Source organism: Natrarchaeobaculum sulfurireducens (genome assembly GCF_003430825.1).
In the GTDB taxonomy this organism is placed as follows: domain Archaea; phylum Halobacteriota; class Halobacteria; order Halobacteriales; family Natrialbaceae; genus Natrarchaeobaculum; species Natrarchaeobaculum sulfurireducens.
The window spans coordinates 131,072-149,657 of record NZ_CP024046.1 but is presented as its reverse complement, the minus strand read 5'-3'; the positions used below and the strand labels follow the sequence as shown (position 1 = coordinate 149,657).

Annotated in this window: 19 protein-coding genes; all 19 read left to right on the top strand. The window is 60.5% G+C overall.

Features of this window, described 5'->3' with window-relative positions; translation table 11 throughout:
* The first annotated feature begins 183 nt into the window (after positions 1-183).
* The 19 genes from AArc1_RS01055 (at position 184) to hypB (ending at position 18,564) form a co-directional block, all read left to right on the top strand.
* Positions 184-786: a hypothetical protein gene (locus AArc1_RS01055; RefSeq protein WP_117362517.1), complete on the top strand. Its 603-nt coding sequence runs from the start codon at positions 184-186 to the stop codon at positions 784-786.
* 96 nt (positions 787-882) lie between these two features.
* Entirely contained in the window at positions 883-1,809 is a 927-nt protein-coding gene (locus tag AArc1_RS01050) for an ArsR/SmtB family transcription factor (protein ID WP_161958281.1), read from the top strand.
* 181 nt (positions 1,810-1,990) lie between these two features.
* Positions 1,991-3,451, top strand: coding sequence for a sodium-dependent transporter (locus AArc1_RS01045; protein WP_117362515.1), 1,461 nt, complete (start codon positions 1,991-1,993; stop codon positions 3,449-3,451).
* Positions 3,451-3,774: a hypothetical protein gene (locus AArc1_RS01040; RefSeq protein ID WP_186336580.1), complete on the top strand. Its 324-nt coding sequence runs from the start codon at positions 3,451-3,453 to the stop codon at positions 3,772-3,774. The genes AArc1_RS01045 and AArc1_RS01040 overlap by 1 nt, the downstream gene beginning before the upstream one ends.
* A gap of 22 nt (positions 3,775-3,796) precedes the next feature.
* Complete coding sequence (locus AArc1_RS01035) at positions 3,797-4,801, top strand: proline racemase family protein (RefSeq protein ID WP_323368551.1); 1,005 nt, start codon at positions 3,797-3,799, stop codon at positions 4,799-4,801.
* 618 nt (positions 4,802-5,419) lie between these two features.
* Entirely contained in the window at positions 5,420-6,163 is a 744-nt protein-coding gene (locus AArc1_RS01030; RefSeq protein WP_117362514.1) for a helix-turn-helix domain-containing protein, read from the top strand.
* Positions 6,164-6,668: 505 nt separating this feature from the next.
* Complete coding sequence (locus AArc1_RS01020; RefSeq protein WP_117362512.1) at positions 6,669-7,760, top strand: ABC transporter substrate-binding protein; 1,092 nt, start codon at positions 6,669-6,671, stop codon at positions 7,758-7,760.
* Positions 7,757-8,818, top strand: a complete 1,062-nt coding sequence (locus AArc1_RS01015; RefSeq protein WP_117362511.1) for a FecCD family ABC transporter permease — start codon at positions 7,757-7,759, stop codon at positions 8,816-8,818. The genes AArc1_RS01020 and AArc1_RS01015 overlap by 4 nt, the downstream gene beginning before the upstream one ends.
* 84 nt (positions 8,819-8,902) lie before the next feature.
* Positions 8,903-9,754: an ABC transporter ATP-binding protein gene (locus AArc1_RS01010; RefSeq protein ID WP_117362510.1), complete on the top strand. Its 852-nt coding sequence runs from the start codon at positions 8,903-8,905 to the stop codon at positions 9,752-9,754.
* A 351-nt stretch (positions 9,755-10,105) separates the two neighbouring features.
* Positions 10,106-11,323 (top strand): hydrogenase small subunit, encoded by a 1,218-nt coding sequence (locus AArc1_RS01005; protein ID WP_117362509.1) that lies wholly within the window; start codon positions 10,106-10,108, stop codon positions 11,321-11,323.
* 5 nt (positions 11,324-11,328) lie between these two features.
* A complete protein-coding gene (locus AArc1_RS01000) occupies positions 11,329-12,897 on the top strand; it encodes a nickel-dependent hydrogenase large subunit (RefSeq protein ID WP_117362508.1) in 1,569 nt (522 codons plus the stop codon).
* On the top strand, positions 12,890-13,843 hold the full coding sequence (locus AArc1_RS00995) for a cytochrome b/b6 domain-containing protein (protein ID WP_117362507.1): 954 nt from the start codon (positions 12,890-12,892) through the stop codon (positions 13,841-13,843). The genes AArc1_RS01000 and AArc1_RS00995 overlap by 8 nt, the downstream gene beginning before the upstream one ends.
* Positions 13,836-14,408, top strand: a complete 573-nt coding sequence (locus tag AArc1_RS00990) for a hydrogenase maturation protease (protein ID WP_117362506.1) — start codon at positions 13,836-13,838, stop codon at positions 14,406-14,408. The genes AArc1_RS00995 and AArc1_RS00990 overlap by 8 nt, the downstream gene beginning before the upstream one ends.
* Positions 14,405-14,635, top strand: coding sequence for a hypothetical protein (locus tag AArc1_RS00985; protein ID WP_117362505.1), 231 nt, complete (start codon positions 14,405-14,407; stop codon positions 14,633-14,635). The genes AArc1_RS00990 and AArc1_RS00985 overlap by 4 nt, the downstream gene beginning before the upstream one ends.
* A complete protein-coding gene (locus AArc1_RS19250; protein WP_228442305.1) occupies positions 14,635-15,087 on the top strand; it encodes a HypC/HybG/HupF family hydrogenase formation chaperone in 453 nt (150 codons plus the stop codon). Before AArc1_RS00985 ends, AArc1_RS19250 begins: the two co-directional genes overlap by 1 nt.
* Entirely contained in the window at positions 15,080-16,183 is a 1,104-nt protein-coding gene (gene hypD / locus AArc1_RS00975; protein WP_323368550.1) for a hydrogenase formation protein HypD, read from the top strand. The genes AArc1_RS19250 and hypD overlap by 8 nt, the downstream gene beginning before the upstream one ends.
* Position 16,184: 1 nt before the next feature.
* Entirely contained in the window at positions 16,185-17,321 is a 1,137-nt protein-coding gene (gene hypE / locus AArc1_RS00970; protein ID WP_117362503.1) for a hydrogenase expression/formation protein HypE, read from the top strand.
* A 23-nt stretch (positions 17,322-17,344) separates the two neighbouring features.
* On the top strand, positions 17,345-17,740 hold the full coding sequence (locus AArc1_RS00965) for a hydrogenase maturation nickel metallochaperone HypA/HybF (RefSeq protein ID WP_117362502.1): 396 nt from the start codon (positions 17,345-17,347) through the stop codon (positions 17,738-17,740).
* Positions 17,737-18,564 carry a hydrogenase nickel incorporation protein HypB gene (gene hypB, locus AArc1_RS00960; RefSeq protein ID WP_117362501.1) on the top strand — a complete coding sequence of 276 codons (828 nt, stop codon included), beginning with the start codon at positions 17,737-17,739 and terminating at the stop codon, positions 18,562-18,564. The genes AArc1_RS00965 and hypB overlap by 4 nt, the downstream gene beginning before the upstream one ends.
* Positions 18,565-18,586: the final 22 nt, after the last annotated feature.

Below are 18,586 nucleotides of genomic sequence, written 5' to 3'. Positions count from 1 at the left end.
GGAACGCTGGTGCGTGAAACAGAGATTCACCTATGCGGGCTTTCCCGACTGCCGCCAAGAGCGGCAGTCGGGCTGTCATGCCCAGGACTCGGCTTCCTACGCACTCGGACCAGTCAGCACCACGTGTTCTCAGACACGGAATACAGCTCGGTCTCTTGCGTCCCATACTTGTTTCACGCTCTCATGGGATATAGCAGAATTTCCATCGAGTCAGCACCACCACTCGAGGAGGCCCCGCCGACCGAAGTCGATGTCCACGATGCGAGTCCGCCAGAACGGATTGCAGCAGTTGACCGATCGAACAGCTTCTACGCCGATGCCGACGTTTATCGGCCGTATACTGTAGAGGGGCTGGAGAGCCGACTCTCTGATTCACCGATCGACGAGCCGTTGCATCGCTACGTCGTTGCAACGGTAGAGGACGAAGTCGTCGCTGGCGTCTTCGTCTCCCACATGCACAAGGCGATGGCACTCGTCGTCGATTCGCTGCCGCCTGAACTCGAGGACGCAGACGAGTTGCCACCGGCAATTCCGGAAAGCAAGACACTTCGAATGACGATGCTCTCCGATCTCTGGTATCTACCTGGCCACGAGGCTGCTGCTCAAGCGCTCTGGACTCATCTTCGGGCGAATCCACGAGGTGCGAACCGGATGATGTTGAACTACGATCCACGAGGGCGAGTGGGGGATGCTCTCGAACTCGAATCCGGAGTTGGTGAAATGAGCCTCTCAGTTGCTATCAGTGGGACATCAATTCGACATGAAACGATTGCACCGCTGTTTTGACTGTGATGATCTTCCGATTCCACGAGATAACAACCTGTACTCACACAGCATACCATAACCATGACCGATAACTCTAGTGATGATTTGCCGGACGATGTGTTTCAAGTACTCAGTCACGAACTCCGACTGGCCGTTCTTTATGTCCTTAGTGACGCACAGGAAGCCGACACCTTTGCGGCCAAGCCTCTCGCTTACGGCGAACTTGCGAACCGGGTTAGTGAGCGATTGAGTGAGGATTTTACGCGCGATTCGGGAAACTTCAACTACCACCTTCGATCGCTCCGTGATGCCGGATTCGTTCAGCGAGTTGATGGCGGGTATCGTATCAGGCAGGCCGGTGTCCGAATCGTTCGAGCTGTCAGTGCAGGGAATATCTCGGAAGAAATGCAGTTCGAAACGATCCCACTCGAGGAGCCCTGTCCCTACTGTGGTGGGACGTCCGCAATCTCGTTAGACGACGACTGGCTGTTCATCCGCTGTCTCGAGTGTCCAGGCGCATTCGTACAGGACGATACCCTTCCAGATGGGACGCTGGCCGGATTCGAGGTGTCACCGGCCAGTGTTCAAGATCGGGAACCGTTCGAGATCTTTGCAGTTGCGTTCCAACTTGGATTACAGGTTCATCGATCGTTTGCAGCTGGAATCTGCCCAGAGTGTGGTGCAACAACGACAACGGAAACTCTCGAAATCTGTCTCGATCACGAACTGAACGCTGAGCAGGTGTGTGAGTGTTGTGAACGAACAACCGACGAATTCTTGGCTGTTTCATGTGACATCTGCGACCGGTCGCTGATGACATTTCCAGCCATCGTGGTTGCCACTGATCCCCACGTGATCGCAGTTATGTACGAGCGTGGCCGGAACGTGACCAATCAAACCTGGGGCGCCCTCGCAAGTCCTCCGGATTGGCCCTCCCGATACGTCAACCGAGATCCGGTCGTGATTGAGTATACCATCCCAGTCCCGGACGGCGAGGACATCCACGTCCGACTTGATGAATCACTCACTGTCACGGTTACTTGAGTTTAGACTTTTTTATCTGTCGAACCAGTGAAACTCGAGTCCACCACTATCGATGCCAGAGGCAGGCAAAGAGATGGCGTCACCAGTGGTTTTCTATTTCGAATAATCGCGGTGACCGAACCCCGACTATAGTCGGAGCGCTTTCTATACCCGTTCGTTCAGAACATTGCTATGATAACGCATGTCAAATGAGAGTGCAAAGACTGCAAGAGCGGAGTGGGGGACCCGGTTTGGTTTCCTGATGGCCATGATCGGGGCGATGGTGGGTGTCGGCAATATCTGGAGATTCCCGTTCGTCACCGGCGAAAACGGTGGCGGGGCGTTCATCCTGGCGTTCCTCATCTTATTGTTCTTGATCATGATCCCCGGGTTGATAGCCGAGGTGGCACTCGGTCGGTATGCGGGGAAGGGAGTAATCGGCTCGATTCGCGAGGCGACTGGAAGCGGGACGGCGGTCGGACTTGGCTTGATCGTTATCATCGTCAACATCGCCCTGATGAGCTATTACTCGCCGGTAATCGGATGGACGCTGTACTACATGCTCCACTCGTTCATGTTCACGTTCACCGGCGCCGAATTCGAGGCAGGGGCGTTCCTTGGTGACCTTTTTGCCGATCCACTGACGATGTTTGCGTTACACACCGTGGTTATGGGGCTGATCGCAGCCATCCTCTATCTCGGTATCACCAAGGGCGTTGAACGCGTCGTCGTCTACGCTGTTCCAGCGTTGGTGATTGCGCTCGCTGCCATCGCAATTCGTGCGCTGACTCTGCCTGGTGCAAGCGAGGGACTCGCGTTCACGTTCAACGTCGAATGGGAGTTCTTGCTTATGGCCTCAACTTGGCAAGAAGCGCTTGCTCAAGCACTGTTCTCGACCGGGCTCGGGTGGGGCATTGCGATCACAGTCGGGAGTTACCTCCGTGAGTACGACGACGTCCCACTCGGCGGGGGCGTCTTCACTGCTGTTGGCGAAGCGTCGATCGGTGTGCTGGCAGCGTTCGCCATCTTCCCACTGGTCTTCGCCTTCGGTGTCGACCCAGCGACGGGAGCCGGTCTGACTTTTGAAGCGCTGCCGCAGGTATTCATGGAGATGTCTGCCGGTGGTCTCTGGGCGATCGTCTTTTTCACCGGATTCTTCCTCGCAGCGATCACCTCTGGGCTCGTCATCACGGAAGTCGGTGTCACCACTGTTGCTGAGGAGACCCGTCTCTCTCGCGGCAAGGCCGTCTTAGCCGTGTGCGGGCTGATCTGGCTCATCGGAATCCCGAGTGCGTACTCGCCGGACATACTCGAGTTTGGTGATGACACGTTTGCCCTTTGGGGGCTGCCCCTGGCAACGATTGCGATTCTGATCGCTGTCGGCTGGTTCATGGGCCCTGAGAAACTCCGCGTGCTCTCCGTGAACCAGAACAGTGGTATCTACGTCGGCCGCTGGTGGAACGTCGCTGTGAAGTACGTCGTGCCGGTCGTGATGGCCGCGATCATGGTCGCGTTCGCGATCGACTTCTACGGTGCGGACATCATGATCGCTGGTATGGTTGTCATCGTCCTCGTGCCCATCGTGAGCTTCGCCGTGATGAAGTACGTCGAGGGGAATCGCGAAGCACCCACCACTGCGGAACCCACCGGGGGTGACGACTGATGTCAGAGGTACTCACCGCCGAGACGTGGATCGGCATGGGTGTTGCAGTGGTCATGTTCTGGGGCGTCGCGAGCTGGGCGATGATCCGAACGTTCAGGCAGGAAGAAAAGAAGATCTCGATCGTCGAGGATCAGCGTCGGATAGACACCTATTCGCCGAACGCACTCGAGGATCTGCGTGAATGGATTCACTCACGACCCGACGATCCCGACGTCGAGGTCGCTCGCGAGCAGTACAACGAATGCGTTGACGTCCTCAAGAGTGCCGATCATCGCTTCTATGATTGGAGTGATGACGAGGTCGAATCGCTCGAGCGATTGTAACTATCACCCCTCACCAGCTTCGATGATACAAATTGAGACGTTCGTGGACACGCTCGATACACACACTGCGGGTGAACCCACCCGGATCGTCACGGGCGGTTTTGACCGTTCTCAGATCCGTGGTGGAAGCGTTGCCGACCAGCGTGATCGGTTTGCCGAGAGCCAGGACTGGCTTCGGGAACTACTGATGTGTGAGCCCCGCGGCCACGACGACATGTTCGGTGCGGTCCCGGTGGACCCAGCGAGCGCCGAGGCCGACCTCGGACTGTTTTTTATGGACAGTCGTGGCTACCTCGATATGTGCGGTCACGGAACGATTGGTGCCGTAACGGCACTGCTCGAAACGGGCCAGCTCGAAGAGAAGCCGACGATTATCGTCGAGACGCCCGCTGGACTGGTACGAGCTCGACCTAGCATCATTGACGGCCGCGTGGCCGAGGTCGCTATTCGGAACGTCGATTCGTTCGTCTACGACACACTGACTCTCACGTTCACCAGTGGACACGAGACACACACAATCTCACTCGATGTGGTATTTGCTGGTAACGTCTTTGCACTGGTCAATGTCAACGAGGTCGGCATGTCGGTTGATCCAGGGCATGTCGACACGTTCGTAGAGTACGGCCTCGAAATACGTCAAAAAGCGAACGACGCACTTAATATCCGACACCCACAAACCGGTCGGCCCCACCACATCTCGATTGTCGAGTTCTACGAGCATCGTGACGGTCCCGACCGAAACGTCGTCGTCTTTGGGGAGGGGCAGATCGATCGGTCACCCTGTGGGACCGGAACATGCGCGAAGATGACGCTGTTGCACGACGCCAACGAACTGGCCGTCGACGAGCCCTACCGATATGAGAGTGTAATTGGCACTGGATTTACCGGTCGGATTCTCGAGTCGACCTCTAGCGAGGGGATTACCGTAACGACCCCCGAAGTTTCGGGCACAGCACACATAACGGGACGTCATACGTTCTTATGCGATGAACGCGACGACCTTCTCGGATTTTCATTACGGGATTGACCACCTCTACCCCCTGACGGGCATGAAACCCGGCTCTTGGATCTCCGCCGAGCGTGGCGCTTGAGGTTCCAACCCGTACTCAAGTGAAATCGGCAGCAGCTCGGAAGACACAGTCTTTTAACGGTCCACGAGAGCTTGGCTCTCGCTCGAACCCGGGAAAAATCTCGTTTTCTCTCCTGTGTAGGGCTGTGTCCGGGTCAACGGGGTCGTTCGAAAGGTACTTGGCACCTTTCGTGAGCCGAGGGGGTTCCGCTCTCTCGAACCACCTCATCGGGATTCGTATAATCACCGTAGGAACCATCGCTGGTTCCCCGCCCCTCGTGGACCGGGGCCGGCGCCTCACCGCTTCTGTAGCATCCCGTGCTACACGCAGTCACACAAAAACGCTTGCGGGAAGAATCCGTCATCCACTGTCCGTGGTCCGTGACCGAGTTGTCCGCTCGACCCCGCCTGTTCGCTCCTCGGATCCGACAGAGCGTCGAAACACTCGTCACTCACTGGAAGACGGGGGTATACGTCTTGAACGCTATCACGCCACGAGTAAATCGTCCATACACGAGTTAGACGCGGGTAAACAATCGGACGAGTTATTATGGTAGAACAACACATGCCATTGGCATGGGCGAGCTAGACGAACACCCCTCTCGGGGGGTCCGACTCACGCTCGAGATCTGGCATCCAAACTGCTGGACGCTCGAGGTAACCGAGGCAACTGATGCGAACTTGATTGCACACACCGTCTACCAGTCGACCGACGGAAAGGTCAAGGGACATTTTACCGCGTATGCTGATTCCGCTGGCTCAATTGAGGATCTCATCGAAGCAACTCGGAAGTCGGGTCTCACTTCGTCGGTCATCGAGATGAAACGCCGGCACGAGTTCGACTATCGTGGGCCGGTTCCGGGTAGTGTGACAACGGAGCTGTTCGTCGAGTACGATCCAAAACACACAATCAGCGACGCCCTCGCGTCCAAAGGCTTCGTTCAAGATGCGCCTGTTCGAGTCCGCGATGGTCGAGAACACTGGCCAGTGTTCGTCAATGAAACCGATCGTACGTGTCTGCGCGAACGTCTGGACGGGGTTCGTGACGCATCCGACGCGACGATTGACGTGACGAAAATATATACACATGGCGTGCAGTCGAGGCACGTTCTGCGCCGGGTCGACACACTCTCGAACCGTCAGCGAGAAATTTTTGAACTCGCCTGCGAACACGACTATTACGCTTGGCCCCGAGAGATTACGACGAATGAGCTCGCCGAAGAGGTCGGCCTCGCAAAGACAACGTTACTCGAGCATCTCCGGAAAGCTGAGGCAAAACTCCTCAATCCTAACGAGGACAACGAACTCCTGTCCCACTGAGATTTCAGCAATTTCGAGGCGGAGCCCTCGGCCCCAAGGAGTGAGGTCTACCGACTAGTCGGAAGCACGAAGCGAGTAAGCCGGGGAGGAAGTCGACATAGTAGGAAACAAACAACAAGAAGTTGGCTCTCTGACTCAATAACTCGATACACTCTTTCGATGGGTACAATGCTACTATCTTGTGATACCGTCGCCCAAGTCGTCGGTATCACGGGCCGCAGTAGCCCGGACCCAGACTGGTGGGGATGTTGACCTCGAAGATCATTCGGTACGGACGAGGAGTGACCTTCCTCCCCGGCGACAACTGACGGTGAGTCCCACATCAGGCGAAGTAGGGAGGGCTCGGTTATATGCGAGACAATCTTGGAAATAAATCACTAACCTGGAAAATAGGTTTCCATTCCGATGATAATTTACGCCAACCTAGGGCGTTTGACAGGAACCACTAATAATACCGCCATATTTCAGATACAAGTATTACTTAACGAGGAGTGTCATAACTGATATGCATCGTCGGTCAATTCTCGGCGCGGTGGGGTCTTCGCTTGTCGTTGCCTCTGCTGGTTGTTTTGACAGTTCGGCGGCCACTAGCGGAAAAACTCTTGTGGATCTGGCGGGTCGATCAGTTTCGATCCCGGAATCACTAGATAGAATCGTCGCAGTTGGGCCGGGGTGTCTCCGACTCGTCGTCCAACTCGGGGCGGCTGACCTGGTGGTGGGTGTCGAACGCGACGAGCTCGAATGGCGCCAGGAAGTGCCCTACAATCTTGCGACACCGTCGCTTTCCGAACTCGAGGTCATCGGCGGGGATGGGGGCGACTTCGAACAGATCGTCGCCCTCGAACCCGACCTGATCTGTTCGACTGGCAGTACGGAGGCGGTCGAAACGCTCGCCGATCGAACCGGCCTCCCAGTCGTTGGACTCACGGCGGGCCAGTTGATCGACGTCGACGAACCGTCACTCCAGGCCGTCTGGGAAACCACAGGTAAGGCACTCGATCGGGGTGACCGTGTATCAGAACTCAACGCGTTCCTCGAGTCGGTCCGGGAGGATCTCCGCGACCGCGTCGAGAACGCAGCGACGACCGACTCAGAGCGCATCTACGCGACTGGGATTAGCTTCCAGGGTGGGCAGGGACTCGAATCGACGCGGCCACGTTTCGAGCCGTTCGAGCTGCTGGGCGAGGTGGACAACGTTGCTGCGGAAGTCGGGGAGAACGACGTCGTACACGTGACGATCAGTCCCGAACAACTCCTACAGTGGGATCCAGACCTGATCGTCGTCGACCGGACGAACGTCGAGTTGATCGAAGCGGAGCTCGCCGGGACGCCCTCTTACCGGGAGTTGACCGCCGTCAGTGAAGGCGAGGTTTACGGGTTGGTCCCGCACGCACAGTACGGGGTGAACCACAGCAGCGCACTCGCAAGCGCCTACTACGTCGGCTCACTTCTCTACCCGGAGGCGTTCGCCGACGTCGAAATCGAGAGGCGTGCCGACGAGATCTACGAGGCGATCCTCGGGAGACCGATCTACGACGAGCTCGTCGCGATTCACGGGGGGTTCGGAAGGGTCGACCTGGACGTGAGTACCCGATGACGATCGACACGGTCCGTCCCACGTACGACCGGTTCGTCGGACGCAAGCTGGTGTTCATCCTCATCAGCAGTGGTCTCCTGGTCGGTACTGCACTCCTCGCAATCGCGGCCGGTCCAACCTCGTTGAATCTCTCCGAGGTCGTCGACGGTCTCATCGGCCGTGGAGATCCAACCACGGTCACGATCGTCAGGGGAGTGCGGTTGCCACAGGTGCTCGCTGCGATCGTTGCCGGAGCGGGCCTCTCGATCGCTGGGGTGGCGATGCAGAACGTCCTTCGCAACCCACTCGGCTCACCGTTCACTCTCGGCATCTCCCAGGCCGCGGCGTTCGGCGCGGCGTTCGCGATCGTGTTTTTCGGCGTTGGATCGACCACCGGAAGCGACGCCACCCCGGTCATCGGGAATCCCTACGTCGTCACCCTCTCGGCGTTCGGCTGGTCGCTCGTCTCGACCGGCGTTATTCTGCTGCTGGTCAAGTATACGCGAGCATCACCTGAGACGTTGATCCTGACGGGCGTTGCGCTCGGGTCACTGTTTACCGCGTCGCTGTCGCTCGTGCAGTACTTCGCCCAGGACGTCGAGGTCGCAGCGATCGTCTACTGGACCTTCGGTGACGTGGGGCGGGCGACCTGGACCGATCTTGGGCTCATGACGGTCGTAACCGCGCTCGGGACGGTCTACTTCGTCTACAACGGCTGGAGCTACACTGCGATGAACGCCGGCGACGAAACCGCTCGGAGTCTCGGCGTCGACGTCGAGCAGCTGCGGATCCGCGGGATGGTGATCGCCTCGCTCGTGACGGCGTTCATCATCTCTTTCGTCGGAATTATCGGCTTCGTCGGGCTGGTCGTCCCGCACATCGTTCGGAAGGTTATCGGCGGCGATGAACGGTTCTTGCTCCCGGGGTCGGTGCTGGTCGGCGCCGTCCTGTTGCTCGCATCGGATACGATCGCCCGGACGGTATTCGACCCAGTCGTGCTCCCAGTGGGCATCCTGACGTCGTTTCTCGGCGCACCGCTGTTTCTGTATCTCGTGATCACACGGAGGGAGTACTGGTGACCGACAACGGCTGCGTCGGCCGGCGGCTGCGCCTCCCTGATCGATCGCACCCACGACCGGAATCACGAACCCCAGACGCAAGCTATGACCACCTCAGAGAGAACCGCTGACCGGGACGATCGGACGTCCGCGCCTCGAGAGACGCCGACTGTCAGACTGGAGGTGCTCGATGTAACGTTCGCCTACGAGAGCGAGCCGGTCCTCGACGGAGTGACACTCGAGGTCGGCCGTGGGGAGGTGCTCGGCATCGTCGGCCCCAACGGATCGGGCAAAAGCACGCTGTTGCGGTGTCTCGATCGCTTACTCGAGCCGGACAGTGGCGCCGTCTTCGTCGATGGCGACGCACTCGATGAGCTGCGTCGGACCGAAATCGCTCGTCGGGTTGGCTACGTGCCCCAGGAAGAACGAAGCGCGTTCCCCGCGACGGTCTTCGATACGATTCTGCTCGGTCGAAAGCCCCACGTCGGGTGGCGACCCACTGAGGAGGATCGTGACGTCGTCGCCGAGGTCATCGACAGACTCGGTCTCGAGGCGTACACGCTCCGACCGATCGACGAACTCAGCGGTGGCCAGCGACAGAAAGTCCTCATCGGTCGAGCGCTCGTCCAGGAGGCACCGCTCCTGTTGTTCGACGAGCCGACGAGCAGCCTCGATGTTCGCCACCAGCTCGAGGTTCTCGAGCTCATTCGTGAGCAAACGACGGCCGACCGGACGGCGGTCATCACGATACACGACCTGAACCTCGCGGCCCGCTACTGCGATCGGCTCGCGATGCTTCACGAGGGTCGGATCGCCGCCGCGGGCGATCCGGATATCCTGACTCCGGAGACGATACGCAACGTCTACGGCGTGGATGTGACTGTCACGACCCACAACGGCCGAAAAATCGTCGTGCCAGAGCGGGCATTGCCAACAGACGATCATAGGCCGCATTGATTGTTTTTGCGGGGTCGAATCGCGAGCGGACATTCGTTGTTCGAAATATGTCTGAGTAGTGTACTCAATGCGGCGCTGAATTAACAGGCGTCAATATATAAAACCTAATCACGTCAAGAGCCACATTATTGTCTTAATTTGGTTTATGTTCTAAACACTGTGGATAGGTTGGGGCAGACAGTGGGGGTCCTTCGATCATCAACGGACCGATCGCCCGAACTTTGGTTGGACGGTAGGGCTCTGTGTCGGTGGCCGGTCGTGTCACGACACATGACCCCGATGTGAAACGGTTGCCGGTCAACTAACTGTGGTCCAAAACGACAACCACTCCACACACAACACAAATGAACGATGTCACTACCAGAACCAGAATCAGTCTCGCAGGCAAGCGAGGCCGACGGATCACGAGGTCCGTCGTCATCACGCCGAAATTTCCTGCAGCTTGCTGCAGGGGCAGCTGCGGGAACGATCATTACACAGTATAGCACCGAAATTGGAGTCGCACTTGAGCAAGCAACCGACGGAGATCTGGAAGTCGTCTGGTTACAGGGACAGGCCTGCACCGGATGTACGATTTCGGTTCTCCAAGGTCAGTACCCCACCCTCGAGGAGGTGTTGAGCGAGTTCAGACTCGAGGTTACGTTCCATCCTACGATAATGCCTGAAGCGGGTGAGGTAGCGATCGACGCGATGAGTGACTCACCGGACGTACTGATCGTCGAAGGATCGATCCCGGTCGATATCCCGGAGGCAGCGACGGTCGGCCAGACCCCCGACGGCGAGAGCAAACCCCTGGTCGATTGGGTACAGGAGCTGGCCCCTGAATCGGAGTACGTACTCGCAGTGGGGAACTGTGCGTCGTTCGGCGGCTGGCCCGCAGCGGAGAACAAACGCAATCTCTACGATCTGGGGGCCAACGTTACCGGTGCGCGCGGACTCCAGTTCGAACAGCGAACCGAGCGCGGCGTGCTCGGCCCTGATTTCACCTCGGGTGCGGGCCTGCCGGTGATCAATCTCGCCGGCTGTCCCGTCCACCCGGATTACGTGCTGTTGACGATCGCGACCGTCCTCAACGGTCACGTACCGGAACTAGACGCGTACAACCGGCCGAAACCGTTCTACGAACCGCTCGTACACGACAACTGTCCGCTTCGGGGGTATTTCGACCGCGGTGAGTTCGCCGAGACGCCCGGGGATGAGGGGTGCCTGATTAAGATCGGCTGTGCGGGCCCCTACACCCGCTGTGACGACCAGACCAGGCTGTGGAACGATGGGACGAGCGTCTGTCTCAACGTCGGTTCGCCGTGTATCGGCTGTATGGAACCGGGGTTCTGGGATCGGTTCGCCCCGATGGGCGAAGAGGTCGAACGGCAGTCGCTTTTCGGCTCCATCACCGCTGAACAGGCCGGGTGGGCTGGGGTCGCCGCTGCTGGTGTCGGCATCGGCGCCCACGCTGTTCGAAAGGCGACGGGCTACGGCTCGTTCGACGGCGACGAAGACGCCGAGGCGGCCGCTGAAGCGTCGCCCGAGTCGTCGGCCGAACCGACTGACGGCGATACGGAGGACTGAGAATCATGGTCGAAGTAACGATCGATCCAACGACTCGCATCGAAGGCCACCACGGAACGACGCTGGAGGTCGAAGACGGCCAGGTCGTCGAGGCGAACAGCCAGATGAAGATGTTCCGCGGAGCCGAGATCATCACGATCGGGCGGACGCCACGGGATGCCGCACAGATCACCGGGATGGTCTGTGGCGTCTGTTTCCTCTGTCACCGCCTCTGTTCATCGAAAGCCGCCGAGGACGCCGCGATGAACGCCGGCGCGTTCGACGGCCCGCCACGAAACGCCGTCCTGTTACGCGACGCAGCGGAGGGCATCTTCTACCTGTGGAATCACGCAATCCACTTGTTCGCCCTCGTGGGGCCGGATTACAGCGATGCCGTCGCAGACACCGGCTTCGACAGGCTCGATCCGCTCGAGGGCGAGGGGTATCAGGGCGCACTCGAGAACCAGCGGCAACTGATGAAGGCGTTGACGGAGTTCGGCGGTCGCGCACCGCACCCGGTTGGCTACATCCCGGGTGGGTTAGCCACGAACCCCGACGCCTCGACGATCGAGCAGGTGAAATCACGCGTTCGTGAGGTGAGCGAGTGGCTCGGCCCGACCGAGGCGGTGCCGGAGGTGCTCGAGAACGTACAGAACGGCGAGTTCGACCCCGACCTCGGTGAGGGGCTCCACGATGTAGTCTCGATCCTCGTCGGGGCAGCCGAGCTTGGGGCGGCCGACATCGGCGCCGGTCCGAACCGGTATTACAGCAACGGCATCTTCGAAGACCCCGAGACAGAGGAGTTGTTCCTGCCTCGAGGCGTCTATCGTGACGGGGAGGTCGAGCTGTTGAGCAAAGCGGAGATCGTCGAGGGGATCACCGAAGACACCGAGTATTCGTGGTACACAGACGAGTCGGGTGGCCCGCCGACCGAAGCCCAGCCGCCAGAGCCAGACCTGGACAAAGACGAGGCGTACTCGTGGGGGAAGGCACCGCGGTTCGACGGGCAGTCGATGGAGGTCGGGCCACTGGCACGGCTCGTCATCGCTGACCTCGATCCGTTCGACCTGCGCGACACACTCGGTGGCGGCGCAACCGAGAGCAATACCCTGAATCGACTCATCGCACGCGCACAGGAGACGCTCGTCGTCCGCGATCAGGTCCTCGAGTGGCTGGATGCGATCGACCCCGCCGATCCGTTCATGGCGGACTTCCCGGATGAGTTCACTGGAGAGGGCGTCGGCCTGTTCGAGCCGTCTCGAGGCGCGCTGTCACATTACGTGGATGTCGAAGCGGGGACGATCGAACGGTACCAAATCATCACGCCCACGTTGTGGAACATCGGTCCACGGGACGGCGATGGGCAGCCGAGCATCCTCGAGGAGGCGGTCGTCGGTGATCCTGTCGAGGACGTCGAACACCCGCTGGGAGTGATGCGGACCATCCGATCGTTCGATCCGTGCCTGGCCTGTGCGGTGCACGTCCGAAGCCCGGACGCAGACTACGAGACCGTGATCGAGCCGGCACAGCCGGGACTCGACGGCGGTGTCGGTAGCTGCCCGATTGGAGATGCTCCAGTGAGCGATCATGAGTGATCGACCGGCACCGCCCTCGGACTCTCCGTCTGACCGGTCCGATCCGGTCCGGCCGGACGGGGGTGAGTCGACCGGGCCTCACGGGAGCGACGCAGACGACCGCGTCGGTCGGGTCGTACGGCTTCCAGGCGGCTCGTCGCCAGCAACGCTCTGGTGGGAGTTGGCTGAACGCTACGAACCGTACGTGACACTCGAGAAAGACGACCAAGAGACGGTCCGTCGCTGGGGGTTCGGCTCGATCGTCTCCCACTGGACGCTGGTCCTGTTGATGGCCGTCGTCGCCGGCACCGGCTTTCTCTTCTGGACCGGCTGGTACGGCCCGTTGAACGCCGGGATCTGGGATGGCTACCAGGTGTCGTTCTATCTGCACACTTGGGGAGGCGTCACGCTCGCCGTCGTCGCGTTGCTCGTCTTCCCGATGTACCACAAGTTTGCCGACGGCCACCGGCTGCTCGTGACCCCACAACAGCTCAAAGAGCAGGTCGTCATCACGCTCTCGTTCCTCGGCGTCTTGCGGTACATCCCGGGATACAAGCAGGCGCGACGAACCTACGACGAGGACGACGGTGAGTGGGTCGGCTACCACCCGATGCAGACGGTCTTCTGGTACGTCACGTGGTTCTTCGTGATCGCTCTCTCGCTGACCGGCTTCGCGCTGTGGGCCGACCTCGCGACCGACCCCGTCTGGTGGCTCGCAACCCTCGGGTTCATGGCTGGCTGGCTGCCCTACGAGACGATGCTCCAGTTGCATCTGCTGGCGACGTTCTGGGTGCTCGCTGCGGTCGCCGTCCACGTCTACTTCGCGGTGATGCCGAGCAACGTCGATTTCCTCCGCTCGATGGTAACCGGCACCGTCGAGGCGTGGAGCGTCGACGACGACACCCGGCCGGCCCCCATCGAAGACAGCAGTGACGCGCCGCCCACGGAGGGGACCGACGATGACTGAGGAGCCCCACCGGTCGAACGACGCGGCCGACCACGGACCTACGGGAGAGCTAGCGATCGTCGGTATCGGGAACGAACTGGTCACCGACGACGGTGTTGGACCCCGGCTCGTTGCAGCGATGGACTCGCTCCCGGAGATGCCGCCGCCGGGCGTTCGACTGGTCAATGCGGGGACGACCGGCTTTTTGGCCCTCGAGGCGATGAGCGGGTGCGAGCGAGCCATCGTCGTCGATGCGATCGAAACCGGCGCCGACCCGGGCACCGTCCACCAGTATCGGTGCAGAGAGGGTGGCTTCGAGGGTCCGATCCCCGACATGACGATGCACGACGTCTCGTTCACCGAGGCGCTCTGTTTCGCTCGAGACGTCTACGAGCTTCCGGACGACGTGTTGATCCTCGGCGTCGAGCCTGGCTCGCTTCAAACCGGGTTCGGTCTTTCAGAGCCAGTCGAGCTGGCGATCCCGAAGCTGATCGAGATGATCGTCGCCACCGATCCGAGACTCGATCCGGTACACCTCGAGGGAGCCGGTGAGGAGACCCTCGAACGTGAGGTGATGGACGCATGAGAGCCGTCTGGTACTGTACCGACTGTGACCGGCGGATCGAGCGCACGGCGATCGAGGTGCATGAATCCCGGGGGCATCACGTCACCGGACAGCTCCGCCCCGATCGGTTGCTCGGGAGCGACCCGTGGAACGTGACCGTGCGAACCGAAGCCGCCGGAGACGGGGCCGACGGGTCTGTCAGCGAGTCAAGCGACGCCGGCGCGACGAACGAGGAGGTGACCGACTGATGTGTCTTGGCATCCCGGGCGAGATCCTCGAGATCGACGGCCACGAAGCCCGCGCGAAGTTCTGGAACGTCGAAAAGACCGTCCGCCTCGATATCGTCGGCGAGACGGTCGAGACGGGAGATTACGTCCTGAATCACGCCGGCTTCGCCATCCGAAAGATCCCCGACGACGAGGTCGAGGAGACGATCGCGATCTACGAGTCGTTCCTCGAGGGCGACGAAGACGAGGCGCTCGAGGAGCTCGGCGCGACGGATGCGGTTCTCGAGTTCGGCGAGCGACCGGCGGCCGTCACCGAGCGGGGACCGTCGGTTACGCCCGATCCCGGGGCGCGACGAGTCGGCTCCGCGAGCACCGACCCGCCGACAGCGGGCCGCCGACCGACCAGCGAGGGCACGCGAGAACCGAGCCCGACGGCCCCCGACGCTGAGACGGAGGAACCCGATGATGACTGACGCCGCACTGCAGTTTCGTGACCCCGAGGCAGCCAGGGAACTGGCCGCCAGGATCGACGACGTGGTCGGTGAGATCGACGGCCAGGTGAACCTGATGCACGTCTGTGGATCGCACGAGCAGGCGATCGCAAAGTTCGGCCTCAGAAGTATGCTCCCCGACGGAGTGACCGTCCGAATGGGCCCGGGCTGTCCAGTCTGTGTCACGAACATGCCCGAAGTCGACGAGGCCGTCGCACTCGCCGAGGATGGCGCAATCGTAGCGACCTACGGCGACATGTACCGGGTCCCGGGCACGAACCGGAGCCTCGCAGATGCCAGCGCAGCGGGAGCCGACGTCGAAATCGTCTACTCCGCGAGCGAAGTCGTCGACCTAGCCGACGCGACACCCGACCGTGAGGTCGTCTTCTTTGCCACGGGCTTCGAGACGACCGCTGCCCCGACGGCCGCAATACTCGTGGGCGACCCGCCGGAGAACCTGTCGGTGCTGTCGGCACACAAGTACGTCCCGCCCGCGATGGCGGTCGTCGCCGAGTTGCCCGACACCGACATCGACGGCTTCCTCGCGGCCGGTCATGCAGCGACGATCACGGGGTACGGGCTGTTCGAAACGTTCGTCGAGGAGTACGAGGTGCCGGTCGTCGTCGGCGGCTTCGAACCGCTCGACGTGCTCCTGGGGGTCGAACGGCTGCTCGAGTACGTTCGAGACGACACCGCCGGGCTCGAAAACGCCTATCCGCGGTGTGTGAGCCGGGAGGGGAACACGGCTGCCCTGGAGACGATGTGGGAGGTGTTCGAGACGACCGCCGGCGAGTGGCGAGGGATCACCGAGATTCCGGATGCGAACCTCGTCCTACATGAAGCGTACGCCGAGTACGATGCCCGTGACCGATTCGACATCGAGCCAGCCACTGGGAACGCAGATCCGCTGACGGAGCAGTGTCTCTGCGGAGATATCATGGCAGGGACGGCCGATCCGGACGAGTGTGCGCTGTTCGGCGAGGAGTGTACGCCGTCGAACCCCGTCGGCGCGTGTATGGTGAGTAGCGAGGGAACGTGCAAAATCTGGCTGGAATACGGCGGACGGCCCGACCTCTGAGATGACACGAAACAACCACACCACGGCTGACAACCGACCCAGCGAACCGCGCGCCGACACCCACTCGGACATCGCGTCGACAGGTCAGTCGACGGCCAACCAAGACGACGTCGTAACGCTTGCCCACGGCGCGGGCGGCGAAGCGATGCGATCACTCGTCGACACGCTGGCGGTCTCGAGGTTCGCCGACGGCTCGAGTGCGGACACAGCCGGCGCCGTGGGCCTAGCGGCGCTCGACGATGGCTCTGTACATCCCCTCCCCGGAACAGACATCTCGATCGTCCTCACGACCGACAGCCACATCGTGACTCCGCCAACGTTCCCTGGTGGGGACATCGGCCGTCTGTCGGTAGCGGGGACAGTCAACGATCTCGCAGTGATGGGCGTAACCGACCCACTCGCACTGACGTGTGGGCTCGTCGTCGAGGAAGGAACGCCCACCGCCGAACTCGATCGCTTCCTGGAGTCGATGCGCGAGTCGGCTGTCGAAGCCGGCGTCGACATCACCACGGGCGACACGAAGGTGATGGGGGCGGGCGAACTCGACGGGATAGTGCTCAACACGACAGGAGTGGGAACGATCCCAACGTCTGAGGTCGTAACGGGCGCTGGCCTCTCCCCGGGGGACGCGATCGTCCTGAGTGGGACGGTCGGCGACCACGGCATTGCACTGCTCGCCGAGCGGGAGGGGTTCGACTTCGGGGCCAACCTCGAGAGCGACGTCGCACCGATCAACGGTCTCGTCGCGGCGGCGACCGACGCCGGACGCGTGACTGCGATGACGGACCCGACGCGCGGTGGGCTGGCAACGGCACTCAACGAGATGGCCGAGAAAGCCGGGGTCGGACTCGAGATCGAAGAACAGGCGATCCCCGTCGACGACGCGATCGCGTCGGCTGGTGAAGTGCTCGGTATCGATCCACTGTCGGTTGCAAACGAGGGCAAGGTCGTCTTCGGCGTCCATTCCGACGACGCCGATTCGGTCCTCGCAGCCCTTCGGGAACAGCCACTCGGCTCAAACGCAGCAATCATCGGTCAAGTGATCAGTGACCACCCGGGCCGAGTTGTCCTCGACACTGGATTCGGAAACCGCTACCTGAGCGAACCGACCGGTGAAGCGCTGCCTCGAATCTGTTGAACACACCACCGCACTTACCCACGATGCACGAACTCAGTGTCGCAACGGCAATCGTCGACCGCGCTATACTCGTGGCTGACGAACACGGTGCAGAAACGATCGAACGACTCACCCTCGAGATCGGTGTAGCCACACACGTCAACCCAGATCAACTTCGATTCTGCATCGAACTTGCCACGGACGGCACCCCGGCTGCCGCCGCAGCTATCGAGATTGAGACTATCACACCGCTCGCGCGATGTGACTGTGGCTGGGAGGGGGAACCAACGACACTCGAGGACACGCTCACCTACGCGCCCAACGTGAAATGTCCAAACTGCAACGAGCGAATGACCCTCGTTCGGGGTCGGGAGTGCCGACTCTCGAAAGTCGCACTTCCGGACGCCGATACACAGACAACCGAGAACGAACAATTATGACACCCTACACAAACGCTACGTCCGTCCGACCGTCGAACCGAACCCTCGAGTCACTGGCAGCACTGAGTGATCCCTTCGAATCACTCATCGATACAGTGAGAGCACACCGATTTGGTCACGAGCACCATCACGACCACGAAGAATCGATCACTGACGTCGAAGCCGACGTGCTTGAGGCCGTTCGTGCACGGGCTGGCGAGGTACACGAGACACTTTCACACGATAACGACGTCTTTTGCGTCGAGTTTGCCGGCTCGACAGGTGGCGGAAAGACGATGCTAATCGAGCGGTTGATCGAACGTGCCTCCGATGACGAGACAATCGGCGCAGTGGTTGGGGACGTCGCCGGGAAAGACGATGCGACCCGACTCCGTTCGCATGGTGTTCAGGTCGAGAACATTAATACGGGCAAGGAGTGTCACCTCGACCCTACACTTGTCTCGCAGGCGTTGGAGCAGTTTGTCCTCGAAGAGCTCGACACACTGTACCTGGAAAATGTCGGAAATATGGTTTGCCCAGCGGATTTCCCGCTGGGAGCGAACCGCCGCGTGCTCGTCGTCAGTACGACCGAAGGCGACGACGTCGTCCGAAAACACCCGATGCTGGTACAGACCGCCGATGTAGTCGTGATCAACAAGATTGACGTCGCTGAGGTGGTTGGCACCGACGTCGCCCGAATCCGAAAAGATATCGAGAACGTTGCTCCTGAGACTCCCGTATTCGAAACGGACGCGAAAGGCAACGTCGGAATCGACGAGTTCGCCAGCGCACTCGAGGCCGACCACGGGCATTACCACGGTCATCGCGACGAGAGTACACACTAGTCCTCGCCCATGATATCACACT

Excerpts from the sequence above, each read along its gene's own strand:
- AArc1_RS01005 (WP_117362509.1), top strand. The coding sequence starts at position 10,106 with ATGTCACTACCAGAACCAGAATCAGTCTCGCAGGCAAGCGAGGCCGAC.
- AArc1_RS01020 (WP_117362512.1), top strand. The coding sequence starts at position 6,669 with ATGCATCGTCGGTCAATTCTCGGCGCGGTGGGGTCTTCGCTTGTCGTT.
- AArc1_RS00990 (WP_117362506.1), top strand. The coding sequence starts at position 13,836 with ATGACTGAGGAGCCCCACCGGTCGAACGACGCGGCCGACCACGGACCT.
- AArc1_RS01015 (WP_117362511.1), top strand. The coding sequence starts at position 7,757 with ATGACGATCGACACGGTCCGTCCCACGTACGACCGGTTCGTCGGACGC.
- AArc1_RS01035 (WP_323368551.1), top strand. The coding sequence starts at position 3,797 with ATGATACAAATTGAGACGTTCGTGGACACGCTCGATACACACACTGCG.
- AArc1_RS00995 (WP_117362507.1), top strand. The coding sequence starts at position 12,890 with ATGAGTGATCGACCGGCACCGCCCTCGGACTCTCCGTCTGACCGGTCC.
- AArc1_RS01045 (WP_117362515.1), top strand. The coding sequence starts at position 1,991 with ATGTCAAATGAGAGTGCAAAGACTGCAAGAGCGGAGTGGGGGACCCGG.
- hypE (WP_117362503.1), top strand. The coding sequence starts at position 16,185 with ATGACACGAAACAACCACACCACGGCTGACAACCGACCCAGCGAACCG.
- AArc1_RS00965 (WP_117362502.1), top strand. The coding sequence starts at position 17,345 with ATGCACGAACTCAGTGTCGCAACGGCAATCGTCGACCGCGCTATACTC.
- AArc1_RS01040 (WP_186336580.1), top strand. The coding sequence starts at position 3,451 with ATGTCAGAGGTACTCACCGCCGAGACGTGGATCGGCATGGGTGTTGCA.
- AArc1_RS01030 (WP_117362514.1), top strand. The coding sequence starts at position 5,420 with ATGGGCGAGCTAGACGAACACCCCTCTCGGGGGGTCCGACTCACGCTC.
- AArc1_RS01000 (WP_117362508.1), top strand. The coding sequence starts at position 11,329 with ATGGTCGAAGTAACGATCGATCCAACGACTCGCATCGAAGGCCACCAC.
- AArc1_RS01010 (WP_117362510.1), top strand. The coding sequence starts at position 8,903 with ATGACCACCTCAGAGAGAACCGCTGACCGGGACGATCGGACGTCCGCG.
- AArc1_RS01055 (WP_117362517.1), top strand. The coding sequence starts at position 184 with ATGGGATATAGCAGAATTTCCATCGAGTCAGCACCACCACTCGAGGAG.
- AArc1_RS19250 (WP_228442305.1), top strand. The coding sequence starts at position 14,635 with ATGTGTCTTGGCATCCCGGGCGAGATCCTCGAGATCGACGGCCACGAA.
- hypB (WP_117362501.1), top strand. The coding sequence starts at position 17,737 with ATGACACCCTACACAAACGCTACGTCCGTCCGACCGTCGAACCGAACC.
- AArc1_RS00985 (WP_117362505.1), top strand. The coding sequence starts at position 14,405 with ATGAGAGCCGTCTGGTACTGTACCGACTGTGACCGGCGGATCGAGCGC.
- hypD (WP_323368550.1), top strand. The coding sequence starts at position 15,080 with ATGACTGACGCCGCACTGCAGTTTCGTGACCCCGAGGCAGCCAGGGAA.